The following is a 17,951-nucleotide window of genomic DNA, read 5'->3' on the forward strand; positions in this document are numbered from 1 at the left end:
AAACAAATCCGCCAAGAAATTTTCGAGCGTTTCCGCGCTGCCAATCCTCATCCGACTACCGAGTTGAATTTCAGCTCGCCGTTTGAGCTGCTTATCGCCGTTTTATTGTCTGCACAAGCAACTGATGTCGGCGTGAACAAAGCGACTGCCAAACTCTTTCCCGTTGCCAATACGCCGCAAGCCATGTTGGATTTAGGGCTGGACGGCGTGATGGAGTACACCAAAACCATAGGCCTCTACAAAACCAAATCCAAACACATCATGCAGACATGCCGTATTTTGCTGGAGAAATACAACGGCGAAGTACCTGCTGACCGAGAGGCTTTGGAATCTTTGCCCGGTGTTGGCCGTAAAACAGCCAATGTGGTGTTGAATACTGCATTCGGGCAACCTGTTATGGCGGTCGATACCCATATTTTCCGTGTGGCCAACCGCACTAAAATCGCGCCGGGCAAGGATGTGCGTGAAGTTGAAGACAAGCTGATGCGCTTTATTCCCAAAGAATTTTTGATGGATGCCCATCACTGGTTGATTTTGCATGGCCGCTATACGTGTAAGGCTTTAAAACCGCAATGCAGTAAATGCCTAATTAACGATTTGTGCGAATATCCGGCAAAAATGTAAATAAAACATAAAAAAGGCCGTCTGAATTTCAGACGGCCTTTGATTTGGCTGTGATTAGTCGGCAACTGCCATCAGGCTGGCGTTACCACCGGCAGCGGTAGTATTGATACTGCAAGAGATTTCTTCAAATACTTGCAGGATATCCAGACCTTGTTCAGAAGGCAGGATGCGGATGAGCGCACCGTCGCGGCCGGCCAACTCTTGTTTGCGCTCGCTGCTCAAAGGCTCGATAGCGGCAACATGGCTGATGCCTGCGTTTTCAGGTTTGCTGTTGACTTGCAACAAACCGTCCAAATCAGCTGAGTAGGAAGCCAACGGGCTGTTAGGCTCAACAACGGTTTGGATGCCTGCGGCTGCCAGCTCGGTCAGGGCAGAGAAGGCTTGCAGCAGATTGCCGCCATGTACCCAAACACGTTCTGGAGAGCGCCAGCTCAATGAGTTGCGTTCGCCGGTCGGGCCGACCAATACGGTTTCGGCTTTGCGCAGGGTACGGACGCGTGCGTGACCCAAAGCTGCGGCTGCGGCTTTTTTCTCTTCTGCGTTAAACGGCAGTTTGTGAACCAGGGTTTCCAAACGTTTGAGTGCGTCTTCGTCTGCTTGGCCGATGCGGCTGAGGGTTGGGGCAACCCATTCAGGAGTACGAACCAGGCGTTGCAGATAGAATGAACCGCCTGCTTTTGGACCGGTACCGGACAAGCCGTGACCGCCGAAAGGTTGTACGCCGACAACGGCACCAACGATGTTGCGGTTAACGTAGATGTTACCGGCTTCGATGCGGTCGCGGATATGGTCGACAGTGCCTTCGATACGGCTGTGTACACCGCTGGTCAGAGCATAGCCTTTGGCGTTGATTTGGTTGATGAGTTGATCCAATTCGCTGGCGCGGTAGCGGACAACGTGCAGTACAGGACCGAACACTTCGCGTTGCAACTCGTTCAGGTTGTTCAATTCAAACAGGATTGGACGAACGAAGGTAGAGTTGTTGTCATCAACGTCGGCAGCAGTTTTGATTTCGTGGTAAGCCTTTGCTACACCTTTCATTTTGTTGATGTGGGCCAACAGGTTTTGTTGGGCTTCAGCATCGATGACAGGGCCGATGTCTGTGGTCAGTTGGGTCGGTTTGCCGACAACCAATTCGTCCATTGCACCTTTGATGATGTTGACCATTTTATCGGCAACATCTTCTTGAACGCACAAGATACGCAGGGCGGAACAACGTTGGCCCGCGCTGTCGAAGGCAGAGTTCAATACGTCGAGGCAGACTTGTTCCGGCAGGGCGGTAGAGTCCACGATCATCGCGTTTTGACCGCCGGTCTCGGCAATCAGGACAGGGCTGTCGTCGCGTTTGGACAGGGCTTTGTTGATCAGGCGCGCTACTTCGGTAGAACCGGTGAAGATCACGCCGCCAATGCGGGTATCGCCGGTCAGGGCAGAGCCGACATCGCCTGCGCCGAGTACGAGTTGCAACGCAGAAGTCGGAATACCGGCTTGATGCATCAAGGAAACGGCGTAAGTAGCAATCAGGCTGGTTTGTTCGGCAGGTTTGGCGATAACGGTGTTACCGGCTGCCAATGCAGAAACGACTTCGCCGGTAAAGATGGCCAATGGGAAGTTCCATGGGCTGATGGCAACGATTGCGCCGACAGCTTTGGCATCTTTAGGCAGGGTGTTCTCAGCTTCGTTGGCATAGTAGCGGCAGAAGTCAACGGCTTCACGTACTTCGGCAACGGCGTTGTTCAGGGTTTTACCGGCTTCGCGGACGGCCAGCATCATCAATGCAGGCGTGTGTTGTTCCAACAAATCGGCAAAACGGCGCAGGCAGTTGGCGCGTTCTGAAGCAGGTTTGGCGCTCCACTCCGGCAGGGCGGCAACGGCTGCACCAATAGCTTCTTGAGCCAATGCCGCATCGGCAAAGCTGACAGTGCCGACAACATCGTTGTGGTCTGCAGGGTTGCGGACAGGTTGCGCTTCGCCCACGTTACGCGCTTCGCCATTGACGATAGATGCGACGTGGAAGTCTTCGGAAGAAGCTTGGTTGAGTTTTTCTTGCAGATTTTGCAATACGTTTTCGTTGCTGAAATCGACGCCTTGGGAGTTCAGACGGCCTTTGCCATACAAATCGCGCGGCAGAGGCAATGCCGGATGCAGGTGGATGCCTTGTTCGGCGATGGTGTCGAACGGACTCTTAATCAGGCGGTCGATACTGATGTTTTCGTCAACGATTTGGTTCACGAAAGAAGAGTTCGCACCGTTTTCCAACAGGCGGCGTACCAAGTAGGCAAGCAGGGTTTCGTGTGTGCCGACCGGGGCATACACGCGTACGCGACGGCCTAAGTTTTGCGGGCCGACCACTTGGTCGTACAGGGTTTCGCCCATGCCGTGCAGACATTGGTGTTCGAAGTCTTTGCCTTTACCCATTTGGTAGATTGCGCCCAAAGTGTAGGCGTTGTGGGTGGCAAATTGTGGGAACACGGCATCTTGCGCATCCAAGAGTTTGCGTGCGCAGGCGAGGTAGGAGATGTCGGTGTGGACTTTACGGGTGTAAGTCGGATAGCCTTCCATGCCGTCTACTTGAGCCCATTTCACTTCGCTGTCCCAGTATGCACCTTTAACCAAACGGATCATCAGTTTTTGGTTGTTGCGGCGAGCCAGGTCGATCAGATAGTCGATAACGAACGGGCAACGTTTTTGGTAGGCTTGAACAACGAAACCGATACCTTTGTAGCCGGCCAAGTCAGGATCGGAAACCAAAGCTTCCATCAAGTCTAAAGACAATTCGAGACGGTTTGCTTCTTCGGCGTCGATGTTGATACCGATATCGTATTTTTTACCCAAAAGGAACAATTCTTTCAGGCGTGGCAACAGTTCGCTCATAACGCGTTCGTGTTGGGCGCGTGAGTAGCGTGGGTGGATGGCGGAAAGTTTGACGGAAATACCGTTGCCTTCGTAAACGCCTTGGCCTGCGGCATCTTTACCGATGGCGTGAATGGCTTGAACGTAGTCGTTGTAGTAGCGGTTGGCATCTTCTTCAGTGTATGCGGCTTCACCCAACATATCGAAAGAGAAGCGGTAACCCATTTTCTCGCGCTCTTTACCGTTTTGCAGCGCTTCTTCAATGGTTTGGCCGGTTACGAACTGTTTGCCCAACAGGCGCATTGCGTAGTTTACACCTTGACGGATCAGGGGCGCGCCGCCTTTGCTGATCAGACGGCTCAATGCGGAACTCATCTGTTTGTCGTTTGTTGCGGTCAGTTTGCCGGTAATCAGCAGACCCCATGCGGCCGCGTTAACGAAGAGGGAAGGGCTGTTGTTCAAGTGGCTTTTCCAGTTGCCTTCAGAGATTTTGTCGGCAATCAGGCGGTCACGGGTGGCATTGTCCGGAATGCGCAGCAGGGCTTCAGCCAGACACATCAGTGCAACACCTTCTTCACTGGAGAGAGAGAATTCGTGCATCAAGGCATCTACGCCGCTTGCTTTGGTGCGGCTGGAGCGGACTTGGGTAACCAAACGACGGGCAAGCTCGGAGGCGGCATTGCGTTCTTCGTCGGTCATCTGTGCACGTTGCAACATATCCTGAACGGCCTCGATTTCATCGCGGCGGTAGGCATCAGTTACAGCTTGACGCAGAGGAGTTTGTGTTGGAAAAGCGAAGTTAAACATTATTTATGTTCTCCAAAGGTTTTTTCATGATTTCAGACGGCCTGAATTAAGACTGCTAAAACAGGCATTCTGAAGGATAGTAATATCGTAATAAAATTATGATGCGGATACAAGATGCATCCGCATAAATTGCTGTTTTTTCTGACAAGGCTCAGATTATTTTGAAACAGTTTATTTCATAACACAGACAGACGGCCTGCACTGAATCATGCAGGCCGTCTGAAAACGTCTTATTTAGAGGCGCGGTATTCTGCGTCTGCTTTTTCGAAACGTTCTTGCAATTCGCGTGACGGTTGTTTGTCCATCAGAGATACCAAAACAATCACGAGGGTACAAGCGATAAAGCCTGGAACGATTTCATATACGGTAGAGAAGCCTGTTTCTTGTGCGGCCAAAGCAGGTTTTTTGATCCACTCAGCCCAAACAACCACAGTCAGCGCGCCTGCAATCATGCCGGAGAGTGCGCCGTAGGCAGTAATGCGTTTCCACAGTACAGACAGGATAACAACCGGGCCGAATGCGGCACCAAAGCCTGCCCATGCGTAAGCTACCAAGCCCAATACTTTGCTTTCAGGGTCAGAAGCAATCAGGATGGAAATCACGGCAATCGCCAAAACCATCAGACGGCCAATCCATACCAATTCGGCTTGTTGTGCTTTTTTACGCAGGAAGCCTTTGTAGAAGTCTTCGGTAATCGCGCTGGAGCAAACCAACAATTGGCAAGACAGGGTGGACATTACGGCGGCAAGAATCGCGCTCAAGATGATACCGGCAATCCAAGGGTTGAAGAGCAGGGTAGCCAAAGCGATGAAGATACGTTCGTGGTTGCCGTTCATTTCATCAACGTGGGCAGGGTTGGCGCCGAAGTAAGCGATACCGAAGTAGCCGACAGCCACAGCACCGGCCATACACAGAATCATCCAGGTCATACCGATACGGCGTGCAGAAACCAGGGATTTAGCGCTTTCAGCAGCCATGAAACGAGCCAAAATGTGTGGTTGGCCGAAATAGCCCAAGCCCCAAGCGGCGGTAGAGATAATGCCGATGAAAGTAGTACCGGCAAACAGGCTGCCGTATTCTTTACCGGTAGAAGCGGCAACTTGTTGCATAGCGGCATTCATTTGATCTGCACCACCCAAGCCCAAGTACACCATTACAGGGGTCAGGATCAATGCAAAAATCATCAAAGAAGCCTGCAGGGTATCGGTCCAGCTTACGGCCAAGAAACCACCCAAGAAGGTATAGGCGATGGTTGCGCCGGCACCCAGCCACATGGCTTGATTGTAAGACATACCGTGGAACAGGCTTTGGAACAGGGTAGCACCGGCCACGATGCCTGAAGCACAGTAAATAGTGAAGAAGAACAAGATAATCAGTGCGGAAACCACTTTCATCAAGTGACCGCCGGCACCGAAGCGGTGGAAGAAGTAGTCAGGAAGCGTCAGTGCGTTGTTGGCGTATTCGGTATGCACGCGCAGACGGCCTGCAACCAAGAGCCAGTTGAGGTATGCACCCACAATCAGACCAATGGCAATCCAAGCTTCATTCAAACCGCTCAGGTAAATGGCACCGGGTAAACCCATCAAAAGCCAACCTGACATATCGGAAGCACCGGCAGACATCGCGGTCACGAACGGACCTAAGCTGCGGCCGCCGAGAATGTAGTCGTCGAAGTTTCGTGTTGAAAAATAGGCGGCGAGGCCGATCAGTAATACGGCGACCAAATAGATCGCGAAAGTGATATACATGGGATTCATGTACTTATTCCTCATCTAACTTTTAAAACGGGTTTGAAATTGCAAGCAATTCATACCCAAACTTTTTTCTAATAAAAATACAGCTTAAAAATCCTGTTTTTTGCGAGAGAGACAGGATAAATTATTTTCAAATACAATAAAATACGAAATTTTAATGCATTAAATTGTAAATAATTTAAACCAGCATACCGTAAAAAGTCGCTTTTGCAAAGCGAAGAACTCAGCCTTTATTCGAAATTGATGCCGCCTTTTAGCTAAGTCATTTAAAAACATAAAAATATATAAATTTTTACCGATGATGACGAAGGAAAGTGTGTGAAACTATCTTTCCTGATGTTTTTTGAGGATTAAAGAGAAAAAGTAATTAAACGACTTGGACTTTCAGATGGCCTTGTGCAGAAACCCCGTATCTGTGTCGGGTAGATACGGGGTTTTTAGAAAAAAAGACTACATTAAATAGAAAAATCGTCTTTTAGTAAGTGTTTGTAAGCAAAGAGATAAGAGGCTGCGACAAAGGATGACCCGCCCAGGACGTTGCCTAAGAAAACGGGAATCATGTTGTAGAAAAATTGACCCCAACTGACGTTTGCGCCCGCCCAAATGCCGGCCGGAATGATGAACATATTGGCAACAAAGTGTTGAAAGCCGATTAATACGAAGATCATAACCGGGAACCACATGGCTAAGATTCGTCCTGAAGTATGGCGTGCGCCGAAGTAAAACCAGATGCCCATACACACCATCCAGTTACATGCGATGGCAGAAACGAATGCGCGGCCGAAGTCCATATTGACTTTAGCTTCGGCAATGGCAATGGTTTTCGCTGTGGCCGGTCCTTCGGCAAGGCCGACGTAGTGGCCGAGAAAATAGGCCATGGCAACGGCGCCTGCCAGATTGCCCAAGCTGACAATGAGCCAATTGCGTACCAGTTTGTAGGTGCTGACACGGCCGGTTAATCTGCCCAAAGCCATAATCATCATATTGCCTGTTGCCAACTCGCCGCCGCCGATTAAGATACAAATCAGTGCGATAGGGAACACGGATGCGCCCAAAAGGGCGGCCAGGCCGTTCCATTCGGCTGGAATGCCGCTGATGACGCGCAGGCAGGCAAGATAGCCGAAGCCGACATAACCGCCGCCTAAGAAACTCAAAATCACCAACATTTTGATGCTGAATTCAGATTTGGCGCAACTCTTGCCGATGGCGTCCTGCAAAATTTCATGAGGGAACAGGTCTCGTGTATCCATGAAGTTTCCTTAAGGTTAATATAAGAATAAAAATATCTTTCTTTATCATACGGATGGCGAGTTTGCCTGAGAATATGGCGGACAGGAAATAACGGCTGATTGTAAGGATAGAAGCGTAGGTTATATATTGGCAGCCGATATGTGAAAGGCTGTCTGAAAGCAATACTTTCAGACGGCCTTTAGATGGGGGAATGGGAATTATAAGCGCGTTACGCTTAAAACGCCTTTGATGTCGCCCAGACTAGCTAATACGCGCGGCAGGTCGTTGACTTGGCGGACTTCAAGGGTAAAGCGCATGCTGGCTTCCAAATCGCGCGATTGGGTTTGCACCGCGGTAACGTTGAGTTTATGACGCGCCAGCGCATCCGAAACGTCGCGCAGCAAACCGGAGCGGTCTTGGGCGCGGATTTCAACATCGACGGCAAATACTTGTCCTTCTTGCAAGGCTGCCCAGCTTGCATTCAAGACTTTTTCCGGAGCCTGCTCGGCAAGGTGGCGGAAAGAAGGGCAGGTATTGCGGTGGACGGAAATACCGCGGTCGCGCGTAACAAAGCCCACAATATCGTCAGGAGGTGCCGGTTTGCAGCATTTGGCAAGTGTGGTCATCAGGCCGTCTTCGCCGTCAATCAAAATGCCGTTTTTGCCGCCTTTTTTGATTTTGGACTGCTTGACGATATTGGTTTCATCAATCGGTACAGGAGGCGGTTCATTCAGCGCGCCGCAGGCTTTGTGGATGGCGCGGTTGGAAACTTCGCCCTGACCGATGGCTGTATAAAGTTCATCGGTTTTTTTGAAGCCGAGTTTTTCCGCCAATGCTTGCAGATTGGGTTTGGGGAAGATTTTTGACAACTGTTTGTCCAACTGGGCGCGGCCTTCTTCGCGCACGGTATCCGCATTTTGCTGGCGGATGTAGGCACGGATTTTACTGATGGCGCGGTTGGATTTGACCCAGCCTTCATAGAGCCAGTTGACGGAAGGGTTCCCCTCTTTGGCGGTAATGATTTCAACGCGTTGACCGTTTTCCAACGGCGTTGACAGCGGCACGATTTGTCCTTCGACTTTTGCGCCGCGGCAACGGTCGCCTACGCTGCTGTGCAGGGCATAGGCAAAGTCGATGGGGGTGGCGCCCGTAGGCAGGGAGAGGACTTTGCCGTGCGGGGTCAAAACGTAAATCGTGTCGTTGAACAGCTCGGTTTTAAAGGCGGCGGCAAGGTCTTCTTTGCCGCTTTCGGCCATGTTTTCGCGCCAGTCCAAGAGTTGGCGCAACCAAGCGATTTTCTGTTCGTAGGCGGAATCACCCTTGCCACCTTCTTTATAACGCCAGTGGGCGGCAACACCGAATTCGTTGAATTGGTGCATATCGAAGGTGCGGATTTGGACTTCCACGCCTTTGTCTTCCGGGCCGACGATAACGGTGTGCAAACTTTTATAGCCGTTGCCTTTCGGGTTGGCGATATAGTCGTCAAACTCGCCCGGAATCGGCTGCCAGAGGCTGTGGACAATGCCCAGCGTGGTGTAACACTCGGGAATGGTGTCCACTAAAATCCGTACGGCACGGATGTCGAACAGGCCGTCGAAAGTGAGCTTTTTCTTCACCATTTTTTTGTAAATGGAATAGATGTGCTTCGGTCTTCCGGCGACTTCAAAATGAATATTGTATTTTTTCAGTTCCGTACGCAGGATATTGAGGAAGTTTTCGATGTATTCGAGGCGCTCGGTGCGTTTTTCGTCCAAAAGCAGGGCGATTTCACGGTATTTTTCCGGCTCTTGATGGCGGAAGCCCAAATCTTCGAGCTGCCATTTGAGTTGCCACACGCCCAAGCGGTTGGCGAGCGGGGCAAAAATGTCGAGGGTTTCTTTGGCAACGGCGCGCTTTTCAGGATTGTCGGGAACGTTGCTTAAGAATTGCAGGGTGCGCGTGCGCATCGCCAGTTTGATCAGGACGACGCGGATGTCGGTAACCATCGCCAACAGCATTTTGCGCATGGTTTCGGCCTGTTGGCTGCGTTCTTCCGGTGTGGCAAGGCTGTCCACGCGGGCGAATTGGGTCAGTTTCTGCACTTCGTCCACACCTTTGACCAGTTCGCAAACGGTGCTGTTGCAGCGTTCGGCAACCAATTCGTGCCAAGTGGGAACGTATTTGCCGATGTCGGACAAAATCGTAGCGGCCACGGCATCAGGCAAGAGGTCGAGTTCGCTGACGATTTGCATCGAGCCGAGAAAATGTTCCAGCAATGGCTCGCCGTAAGTCGTTAGTGCATCGGCGGGGTAATGTTCTTTAGCTAAGTCAAAGGCCGTCTGAATCAGGTTTTTATCGGAATCGGGCAGCGCGGCAACATAGCCGTCGAACCAAGCGAGGAGGCCTTCCAGCGTTGCACTCGATGTTTGGGGCGTTTGGCGAATAGTGGTCATGGCGTGCGTTTTTTCTTTTTGATAAAAACGTTGCCATTGTAACAGTTTATTGTCGACAGCCCTAGATTTGTATGCGAATGCGGCACTATGTTTCAGGACACCTTGTTTCAGACGGCCTTGGGTGTTATGGTTAACCGTTTTGAAATTTTTAAGGAGTATTTCGATGAAGCTGTATATTTACGACCATTGCCCGTTTTGTGTTCGTGCAAGGATGATTTTCGGCTTGCGCGATGTGGCGGTGGAAGAGGTCGTCTTGGCGAACGATGACGAAGCTACGCCGATTGGCATGATTGGCTCAAAACAAGTGCCGATTTTGCAAAAAGAAGACGGTTCGTTTATGGGTGAAAGTTTGGATATTGTCCGCTATATCGATCAAGGCCGTCTGAAAGAAGAAGTTCGTCCAGAAGTTCAGGCTTGGTTGGATAAAGTGGGCGAATACAATAACAAATTGGTACAGCCGCGCATGGTCAAAATCGGCCTGCCCGAATTTGAGACCGATGAAGCGAAAAAATACTTTATCGACAAAAAAGAGAAAAGTATCGGCAATTTCGAGACTAATCTGAACAAAACGGCGCAATATCTGGAGCGTCTGCATCAAGATTTGGCTGAGCTGGAAGCGCTGGTATGCGAAGGCGAGGGCTTGGGCGGTGAAATCAGTTTGGAAGATATCCTGACGTTCCCTATTTTGCGCAACCTGACCGTTGTACGCGGTATTCAATGGCCGCAAAAATTGATGGATTATTTGTTGGCGATGAGCGAGCGTTCCGGAGTGGCTTTGTATTTTGACCGCGCGTTGTAATGAATGTTTGAAACATGAAAAAGGCCGTCTGAAAGTTTTTTCAGACGGCCTTTGGGTTTAATAGGCAATCATTTCGGCAACCTGTGACAAACCGTTTTCCAACGATTCGAGCATGGCGGTATAGCCGTCACCTTGTTGCGGCGTGATGGCGTTAAACGGTTTGCTGCGTCCGTCCGGCCATTGTGCATAACCGCTGATGGTGGTCTGCCCCTGATAGCTGCCTTGGAAGGCTTCGATATAGACTTTCAGGGTTTGGCTGCTTTGGCTACGTGAAGCAGGCACAAAGGTGCGATGCGGATTGAGGCGGTTGAGCTTGTTGCTGAGGTTTGCCGCCAATGCACCATCGAGCGGAGCCGCCCAAAGGTGGTTTTTCGCCAGATTCACATGATAGGCATCAGTTTGGTAAATGAGGCCGCCGTTGGCAAGCGGTTCGGCAAGGTTGACTTTGACCGCGATCTCGTTGCCTTGTGCAGCCGGATGGATGTACTGGCTGTCGGGCAGGACGAAATATTGTGTGCTTTGCGCGGTGCCGCAGGCGGCAAGCGTCAGGGCGGCGGCAATCGGGAAGAGGCGCATTATCGGCTTCCTTTCGGGATAGGGTCTTTGCTGTTGCTGTTGAAAATCAGCGCATTGGGTTTTTCTTTCAAAGTATTAATCACGGGTTGAACGTCTTTTAAGGTTTTGTCCAAACTTTGCAGCGTATTTTGTACGTCGCCGTAGATAGGCGATTGAGGCGATACGCCTTGCAGGGTTTGACGCAATTCTTTCAGGGTTTGGTTCAACTCGTTCGGAATGTTTTGTGTTTGCGGTTTGCCGACCAGTTTGTCGATGGAGCTTAAAGCGGCATTGGCAGATTTGAGTGTGGACTTGAGTTCGGCAAGCGAACCGTTCAAGCCGGCAACGGTTTTATCCAATGGCAGGTTATTGAACTTGTCTAATAAGTCGGCCACTTTTGCCTGCAAATCGTCCAAACCGCCGCCTTGGGTTGCGATAACGGTATCGCCTGCATAAACGGTATGCGGTCGCAGCTTAGGCGAGGCAGAAGGCTGATCGTTCAACTCAATCATTTTGCTGCCGGTCAGCAGGTTGTTGCTGGAGATGGTGGCGGTAAGGCCTTTGTTTAAGGCCGTCTGAAATTGTTGTTTCCAATGTTCTTTGCTTTGTTCGTCGGCATTGATTTCCAAGCGGGAAGGCTCGATGCGGATACGCACAGGAATCCAACCGTTTTCAAACAAATGCAAGCTATCATTGCGGTCGAAATAAGGGACATCGGAAACCACGCCGACATTCAGGCCTTTGTATTCGACAGGCGAACCGGCAGACAAGCCGCGTACGGATTGTTTGAAAAACGCGGTGTAATACAGCGAGCGGTCGTCAGGCAGGTTGGCGACTTCGCTGCGGCTGTCGTAAAGCGTGAAGCTGTCTTCGCTTTTGACGTTTTTGCTGTTGCTTGTTTTGGGCGAGTCAAAGGAAATTGCGCCGGACAGCAGGGCAGGCAGAGGGGCTGAGTTAAGTTTGACACCGCTGCCTGTGGTTTCGATATTAATGCCGCTTTCTAGCCAGAAACGGCTGGTGGAATTAATCAGTTTGTCGTTGGGGCTTTGGATGAAAATGGTGTAATGCACGCTTTGGTCGGACGGGTCGAAATGCGCGCTTTCTACTTGACCGACCATAAAATTTTCATACAAAACAGGGCTGCTGACGTTGAGGATGCGGTCGTTTTTGCCGATCAAATTCAGGCGCAGGCCGCTTTGACCGATGGCGGCAATCGGCGGAATTTCTTGCACGACAAATACATCTTTGGTTTCTTGGCTTTTGCCCGGTGTAAATGCAATATATGAGCCGGAAAGCAAGGTTCCCAAGCCGGTAACGCCGCTTTGGTCAATACGCGGTTTGACCACCCAAAATTGGGTATCGCTGCGGATAAGGTCTTTGGCGTCGGCGCTGAGTTGGGCCGTGACTTCCACGCCTTTTTGGTCGTCGCGCAATTTGATGCGGGTAACGCGTCCGACATCGACGTTCAACACCTTAATAACGGTGTTGTTGACTTCGATGCCTTCGGCGCTGTCCATCAACAGCGTAACGACAGGGCCACGGTTGCGGATGTCTTTAACCAAAAGCCAGCCGCCGGCAATCAGCGCAATCAGTGGAATCAGCCACACGATAGACGTGAAGACATTGGTTTTCTTGACACGCGCCGGGGCGTGATAATTGGGTGAAGAATCGTGTTTTTTCATTGTTTTAAGGTCTGGTCAGAATCAAGGCCGTCTGAAAGCTGCTGTTGCTTGTCCCAAATCAGACGGGGATCGAAATAATAGGCCGAAAGCATGGTCAAAATAACGACCAGGCAGAAGTAAATCGCCGCACCACCCGGCACGATGCGCGCCATATTGGTGTGGAACGAGCTCATCAAAATAATAATCACAAAAATATCAATCATCGACCAGCGGCCGATGGATTCGGTAATCCGATACAAAACCGACATCTTGTCCGCGCTCATCACGGGTTTGAAGTATGCAGAATAAATCAAAACCGCCATCGCAATAATCTTCAAAACCGGCAGCATAATACTGGCACTAAAGATAATCACGGCAATCAATCGGTCGCCGTCGTTCCACATATAAACAATGCCGTTGAAAATCGTGTTGATCTCCAAAGCTGTCGGATTTGACGAAATCATAATCGGCAGGATGTTGGCAGGGAAATACAGGATAAACGCCGCCATTAAAAACGCCAGCGAAATGCTCAGGCTTTTCGGGCGGCGGCGGTATAAGTCTGCGCCGCATACGCCGCAAGGCTGCTCGTCTTTATCGCGGAAATACAGGCAGCGGCTGCAACAGATTTTGTCTTCAGTGGCCGTCTGAACCGCATGGCCTCCGGTTAAACGGTGAATCTTATAATAAACCCAATGCTGCGGAATCGATACCGAAGTCCGAATCAGCATGACCGACAACGGAAACATCAGATAAAACGCCGAGCCGAACTCTACTGTAGCAACGGACGAGAGCTTGATATACGCCACCAAAGTGGAAATAAAAAACACATCCACCATAATCCAATGGCGCAGCCGTACTAATACACGCGTTGCAAAGCGCAGCGCAGGGTAGGCTTTTTCGCGTATCAAGGCCGTATAAACATAAAGGCAGAGCAGTAAAAACAGTAAAGGCGCGCCGAAGGTGAGGATAAACATCACTTCCGCCAGAAAACCGTAATCCAGCGAAATCAAAAGCCGCATCATTTGCGGCAACGACAAAATCGATGTCACGCCGAATAAATCGACGCGGATATACACCATATTGTACGCGAACGCCATCAGAATCAAGGTTGTCAGCGCATAGGCGATCGGCGCGATATACGGATTGTTTTCCACCTCCACAATTTCATGGTTGCACACCGGACAATGCGCTTCCTGTCCCTGACGCAGGCGCGGAATATCCATACGGCAGCCGCAATCCGGGCATTCCACCGTATGTGCAGGCAGCGTCGCATCAGGAAGATAAGACTTGTAGCGCCACCAGCGATGGTAGGCAGGAATCCGTTTCATGGTTCGGCAGGGGGTAAAGAAGGTGCAAAGAATGTCGCATTATAAAGGAAAACAGAAGGATAGCCCAAATTTAGGTCGATATTTGATTGAATGGCGGCTGCTTAATAAGGTTTGGGCCGTCTGAAAAGTTTGAAAAGGGTTTAGAAGGTTATTGCTATGGGCTGTTAAATTTTATTAATAGGTCTTAGTTTGGTTTATTGTTATTATATTAAAAATAATATATATTCTCAATATTTAAAAACACGATGAGTCTTGTAGATCTGTGGAAGGTACGCGGTCAACGAATCTGAAGCAGGTTAAAAATTATCTTCTTTGTTTTTAAAACGATTCTTTTCAAATTAGACGGTATTTTTAACTATAAAGGCCGTCTGAAACCATTAGTCTCTTAATTCAAAGGAAACATCATGAGTGAAACACAAGAGCTGACTTTCGCCAAACGCTTGAAAGAGCAAACCACGACAACGCACGACAGCGTTGATAACTTGGTTATGTCCGTTCAGCCTTTTTCCAGCAAAGAAAACTACATCAAATTCTTGAAACTTCAATCTGTTTTCCATAAGGCCGTCGATCACATCTATAAAGATGCCGAATTGAACAAAGCCATTCCAGAGCTTGAATACATGGCGCGTTACGATGCCGTGACTCAAGACTTGAAAGACTTGGGCGAAGAGCCTTACAAATTTGACAAAGAATTGCCACACGAAACCGGTAATAAAGCCATCGGCTGGCTGTATTGCGCCGAAGGTTCTAATTTGGGCGCGGCATTCTTGTTCAAACACGCTCAAAAACTCGAATACACCGGCGAATTTGGCGCACGCCACCTGGCTCCTCATCCGAACGGCCGCGGCAAACACTGGCGCGCTTTTGTCGAGCATCTGAATGCTTTGAACTTGACTCCGGAAGCTGAAGCGGAAGCCATTCAAGGCGCGCGCGAAGCTTTTGAATTCTATAAAGTGATTCTGCGTGAAACCTTCGGTTTACCGGAAGGTGCGGAAGCACCTGAAGGTATGACGCCGCACAGACTCTAAAAAATAATTAAATCAAACAGACAAGGTCTCGGCGTAGATGTTTGCAGAGACCTTTAATTACACTACAAAGTTTTGTTTGAACGGGTTGCTGTCTTATTAATCATTAATGATTATCAGAAATTTTTTATGCATTAACTGATGGATGAACAATCCATTACATCTTGAGTTGATAATATGAAACCATTACAAATGCTCCCTATTGCCGCGCTGGTCGGCAGTATTTTCGGCAATTCAGTCTTGGCAGCGGATGAAGCTGCAACCGAAACCACACCCGTTAAAGCAGAAATAAAAGAAGTCCGCGTTAAAGGCCAGCGCAATGCGCCTGCGGCCGTGGAACGTGTCAACCTTGGCCGTATCCAACAAGAAATGGTACGTGACAACAAAGACTTGGTACGTTATTCCACCGACGTTGGCTTGAGCGACAGTGGCCGCCATCAAAAAGGCTTTGCCGTACGCGGCGTGGAAGGCAACCGTGTCGGCGTCAGCATTGACGGTGTAAACCTGCCTGATTCCGAAGAAAACTCGCTGTATGCCCGTTATGGCAACTTCAACAGCTCGCGTCTGTCTATCGACCCCGAACTCGTGCGCAACATCGAAATCGTGAAGGGCGCAGACTCTTTCAATACCGGTAGCGGTGCATTGGGTGGCGGCGTGAATTACCAAACCCTGCAAGGTCATGATTTGCTGTTGCCTGAGCGTCAGTTCGGCGTGATGATGAAAAACGGTTACAGCAGCCGCAACCGCGAATGGACAAATACACTTGGGTTCGGTTTGAACAACGACCGCGTGGATGCTGCTTTGCTGTATTCGCAACGTCGCGGCCATGAGACTGAAAGCGCGGGCGAGCGTGGTTATCCGGTAGAGGGCGCCGGCAGCGGAGCGAATATTCGTGGTTCTGCGCGCGGTATTCCTGACCCGTCCAAACATAAATACCACAGTTTCTTGGGTAAGATTGCTTACCAAATCAACGACAACCATCGTATCGGCGCATCTCTCAACGGTCAGCAGGGCCACAATTACACGATCGAAGAGTCTTATAACCTGACCGCTTCTTCTTGGCGCGAAGCCGATGACGTAAACAGACGGCGCAATGCCAACCTGTTTTACGAATGGACGCCGGAATCCAACTGGTTGTCTATGGTGAAAGCGGACTTCGATTATCAGAAAACCAAAGTAGCGGCGGTTAACAACAAAGGCTCGTTCCCGATGGATTATTCTACCTGGACGCGCAACTACAATCAGAAGGATTTGGACGAAATCTACAACCGCAGCATGGATACAACCTTCAAACGCATTACATTGCGTATGGACAGCCAACCGTTGCAAATGGGCGGCCAACATCGCTTGTCGTTTAAAACTTTTGCCAGCCAGCGTGAGTTTGAAAACTTAAACCGCGACGACTACTACTTCAGCGGCCGTATTTTACGCACGTCCAGCACGATTCAGCATCCAGTGAAAACCAACAACTACGGTTTCTCGCTGTCTGACCAAATCCAATGGAACGACGTGTTCAGCAGCCGCGCAGGTATCCGTTACGACTACACCAAAATGACACCGCAGCAACTGAATGCCGAGTGTCATGCTTGTGACAAAACACCACCTGCAGCCAACACTTATAAAGGCTGGAGCGGTTTTGTCGGCTTGGCTGCACAGCTGAGTCAGACATGGCGTTTGGGTTACGATGTAACTTCCGGTTTCCGCGTGCCGAATGCGTCTGAAGTGTATTTCACTTACAACCACGGCTCAGGTACCTGGTTGCCTAATCCGAACCTGAAAGCCGAGCGCAGCACCACCCATACCCTTTCTCTGCAAGGCCGCAGCGAAAAAGGTACTTTGGATGCCAACCTGTATCAAAGCAATTACCGCAACTTCTTGTCTGAAGAGCAGAAGCTGACCACCAGTGGCGATGTCGGCTGTACTCAGATGAATTACTACTATGGTATTTGTAGCAATCCTTATTCCGAAAAACTGGAATGGCAGATGCAAAACATCGACAAGGCCCGAATCCGTGGTCTTGAGCTGACAGGCCGTCTGAATTTAGGTCAAGTGGTTTCTTTTGTACCTGAAGGCTGGAAATTGTTTGGTTCTGTCGGTTACGCGAAGAGCAAACTGTCAGGCAACAACAGCCTGCTGTCCACTCAGCCTCTGAAAGTGATTGCCGGTGTCGATTACGAAAGCCCGAGCGAAAAATGGGGTGTGTTCTCCCGCCTGACTTATTTGGGTGCGAAAAAAGCCAAAGACGCTCAATATACCGTGTTTGAAAACAACGGTTGGGGTACGCCTTTGCAAGAAAAAGTAGTGGATTATCCATGGCTGAACAAATCGGCTTATGTGTTTGATATGTACGGCTTCTACAAACCGGCTAAAAACCTGACTTTGCGTGCCGGCGTGTACAATATGTTCAACCGCAAATACACCACTTGGGACTCCCTGCGCGGCCTGTACAGCTACAGCACCACCAACGGGGTTGACCGCGATGGCAAAGGCTTAGACCGCTATCGCGCCCCAGGCCGTAATTACGCTGTATCGCTGGAATGGAAATTCTAGGCAGTTAACGGATAGCTAAGTTAACGGATAGCTAAAGGCCGTCTGAAAGTTTTGATGACTTTCAGACGGCCTTTTTTATTTAAAACGAAATCTTTAAACGGATAACAACGGCTGCTGCCGAACAATCGCGCGGATGATGGCGCGGTTGGGGTGTAGCGCGGTTCTCAGCCTTTGCGATAGCGGATGGGGCAAGCCGAGTATTTCGGCCGCAATGGCGGCGGCGCAGATGGGGGCTGTCGCCAGGCCGCGCGTGCCGTGTGCCGTATTGATGTAGGCATTGGGCAGGTAAGGGCAGGGGATATTGTCGAGGCGGTAGTTTTTGTCCAATGCCAG

General features: G+C 50.1%; 11 protein-coding genes and 1 pseudogene. 4 read left to right on the top strand and 8 right to left on the bottom strand.

What is annotated here, in order from left to right; genetic code table 11:
* The first annotated feature begins 6 nt into the window (after nucleotides 1-6).
* The gene (gene nth / locus Q1M25_RS02595; RefSeq protein WP_300481489.1) at nucleotides 7-624 is read left to right on the top strand and encodes an endonuclease III; all 618 of its coding nucleotides are present in this window, start codon (nucleotides 7-9) and stop codon (nucleotides 622-624) included.
* A gap of 54 nt (nucleotides 625-678) precedes the next feature.
* Here the strand turns inward: nth and putA are convergent, their stop codons facing one another.
* The 4 genes from putA to Q1M25_RS02615 form a co-directional block, all read right to left on the bottom strand.
* Nucleotides 679-4,284 (bottom strand): bifunctional proline dehydrogenase/L-glutamate gamma-semialdehyde dehydrogenase PutA, encoded by a 3,606-nt coding sequence (gene putA, locus Q1M25_RS02600; RefSeq protein ID WP_300481464.1) that lies wholly within the window; start codon nucleotides 4,282-4,284, stop codon nucleotides 679-681.
* A gap of 230 nt (nucleotides 4,285-4,514) precedes the next feature.
* Nucleotides 4,515-6,041, bottom strand: coding sequence for a sodium/proline symporter PutP (putP, locus tag Q1M25_RS02605; RefSeq protein WP_300481467.1), 1,527 nt, complete (start codon nucleotides 6,039-6,041; stop codon nucleotides 4,515-4,517).
* 452 nt (nucleotides 6,042-6,493) lie between these two features.
* Nucleotides 6,494-7,288, bottom strand: coding sequence for a formate/nitrite transporter family protein (locus Q1M25_RS02610; RefSeq protein ID WP_150538049.1), 795 nt, complete (start codon nucleotides 7,286-7,288; stop codon nucleotides 6,494-6,496).
* A 198-nt stretch (nucleotides 7,289-7,486) separates the two neighbouring features.
* On the bottom strand, nucleotides 7,487-9,700 hold the full coding sequence (locus Q1M25_RS02615) for a bifunctional (p)ppGpp synthetase/guanosine-3',5'-bis(diphosphate) 3'-pyrophosphohydrolase (RefSeq protein WP_300481472.1): 2,214 nt from the start codon (nucleotides 9,698-9,700) through the stop codon (nucleotides 7,487-7,489).
* Between the two features lie 163 nt (nucleotides 9,701-9,863).
* Here Q1M25_RS02615 and Q1M25_RS02620 point away from each other — a divergent pair, with 163 nt between their 5' ends.
* Nucleotides 9,864-10,499, top strand: a complete 636-nt coding sequence (locus Q1M25_RS02620; RefSeq protein WP_300481475.1) for a GrxB family glutaredoxin — start codon at nucleotides 9,864-9,866, stop codon at nucleotides 10,497-10,499.
* 57 nt (nucleotides 10,500-10,556) lie between these two features.
* On the opposite strand, the gene Q1M25_RS02625 is transcribed toward Q1M25_RS02620, so the two are convergent.
* The 3 genes from Q1M25_RS02625 to Q1M25_RS02635 are packed head-to-tail and all read right to left on the bottom strand — an operon-like array spanning nucleotide 10,557 to nucleotide 14,043.
* Nucleotides 10,557-11,075: a membrane integrity-associated transporter subunit PqiC gene (locus Q1M25_RS02625; protein ID WP_300481478.1), complete on the bottom strand. Its 519-nt coding sequence runs from the start codon at nucleotides 11,073-11,075 to the stop codon at nucleotides 10,557-10,559.
* Complete coding sequence (gene pqiB / locus Q1M25_RS02630) at nucleotides 11,075-12,736, bottom strand: intermembrane transport protein PqiB (protein ID WP_300481481.1); 1,662 nt, start codon at nucleotides 12,734-12,736, stop codon at nucleotides 11,075-11,077. Before pqiB ends, Q1M25_RS02625 begins: the two co-directional genes overlap by 1 nt.
* Nucleotides 12,733-14,043: a paraquat-inducible protein A gene (locus Q1M25_RS02635; RefSeq protein ID WP_300481483.1), complete on the bottom strand. Its 1,311-nt coding sequence runs from the start codon at nucleotides 14,041-14,043 to the stop codon at nucleotides 12,733-12,735. The genes pqiB and Q1M25_RS02635 overlap by 4 nt, the downstream gene beginning before the upstream one ends.
* Before the next feature lie 404 nt (nucleotides 14,044-14,447).
* Here Q1M25_RS02635 and Q1M25_RS02640 point away from each other — a divergent pair, with 404 nt between their 5' ends.
* Together Q1M25_RS02640 and Q1M25_RS02645 are read left to right on the top strand one after the other, a co-directional pair.
* Nucleotides 14,448-15,071 (top strand): biliverdin-producing heme oxygenase, encoded by a 624-nt coding sequence (locus Q1M25_RS02640; RefSeq protein ID WP_049329094.1) that lies wholly within the window; start codon nucleotides 14,448-14,450, stop codon nucleotides 15,069-15,071.
* A gap of 174 nt (nucleotides 15,072-15,245) precedes the next feature.
* Nucleotides 15,246-17,618, top strand: a complete 2,373-nt coding sequence (locus Q1M25_RS02645) for a TonB-dependent hemoglobin/transferrin/lactoferrin family receptor (RefSeq protein ID WP_300481487.1) — start codon at nucleotides 15,246-15,248, stop codon at nucleotides 17,616-17,618.
* Nucleotides 17,619-17,711: 93 nt separating this feature from the next.
* Here Q1M25_RS02645 and Q1M25_RS02650 read toward each other — a convergent pair.
* Nucleotides 17,712-17,951 (bottom strand): annotated as a pseudogene (locus Q1M25_RS02650) (FAD-dependent oxidoreductase); the annotation flags it as partial.

Origin of the sequence: uncultured Neisseria sp. (assembly GCF_951230505.1) — a bacterium.
GTDB lineage: Bacteria > Pseudomonadota > Gammaproteobacteria > Burkholderiales > Neisseriaceae > Neisseria.

Coding starts and splice junctions, on each gene's coding strand:
- Q1M25_RS02625 (WP_300481478.1), bottom strand. CDS start 11,075: ATGCGCCTCTTCCCGATTGCCGCCGCCCTGACGCTTGCCGCCTGCGGC.
- Q1M25_RS02610 (WP_150538049.1), bottom strand. CDS start 7,288: ATGGATACACGAGACCTGTTCCCTCATGAAATTTTGCAGGACGCCATC.
- pqiB (WP_300481481.1), bottom strand. CDS start 12,736: ATGAAAAAACACGATTCTTCACCCAATTATCACGCCCCGGCGCGTGTC.
- Q1M25_RS02635 (WP_300481483.1), bottom strand. CDS start 14,043: ATGAAACGGATTCCTGCCTACCATCGCTGGTGGCGCTACAAGTCTTAT.
- putP (WP_300481467.1), bottom strand. CDS start 6,041: ATGAATCCCATGTATATCACTTTCGCGATCTATTTGGTCGCCGTATTA.
- Q1M25_RS02640 (WP_049329094.1), top strand. CDS start 14,448: ATGAGTGAAACACAAGAGCTGACTTTCGCCAAACGCTTGAAAGAGCAA.
- Q1M25_RS02645 (WP_300481487.1), top strand. CDS start 15,246: ATGAAACCATTACAAATGCTCCCTATTGCCGCGCTGGTCGGCAGTATT.
- Q1M25_RS02615 (WP_300481472.1), bottom strand. CDS start 9,700: ATGACCACTATTCGCCAAACGCCCCAAACATCGAGTGCAACGCTGGAA.
- Q1M25_RS02620 (WP_300481475.1), top strand. CDS start 9,864: ATGAAGCTGTATATTTACGACCATTGCCCGTTTTGTGTTCGTGCAAGG.
- putA (WP_300481464.1), bottom strand. CDS start 4,284: ATGTTTAACTTCGCTTTTCCAACACAAACTCCTCTGCGTCAAGCTGTA.